The 243-nt window shown below is 60.9% G+C and carries 1 rRNA gene; it reads right to left on the bottom strand.

What is annotated here, in order from left to right:
* Window positions 1-243 (bottom strand): 16S ribosomal RNA (locus tag ACTHTA_RS11600); the annotation flags it as partial.

Below are 243 nucleotides of genomic sequence, written 5' to 3'. Positions count from 1 at the left end.
ATTCCACCATCCTCTGCATCCCTCGAGCTGCGCAGTCTGTCGTGGCCTCCCCGCGTTGAGCGCGGGGCTTTCACATAACACTTGCGCGGCCACCTGCGTGCGCTTTACGCCCAGTAAGTCCGGACAACGCTTGCCCCCTCTGTATTACCGCGGCTGCTGGCACAGAGTTAGCCGGGGCTTATTCCGGGGGTACCGTCATTATCGTCCCCCCAAAAAGGGGTTTACAACCCGAAGGCCGTCATC

Origin of the sequence: Neisseria sp. P0013.S005 (assembly GCF_051958425.1) — a bacterium.
GTDB lineage: Bacteria > Pseudomonadota > Gammaproteobacteria > Burkholderiales > Neisseriaceae > Neisseria > Neisseria subflava.
This window is presented reverse-complemented; position numbering and strand designations above follow the sequence as displayed.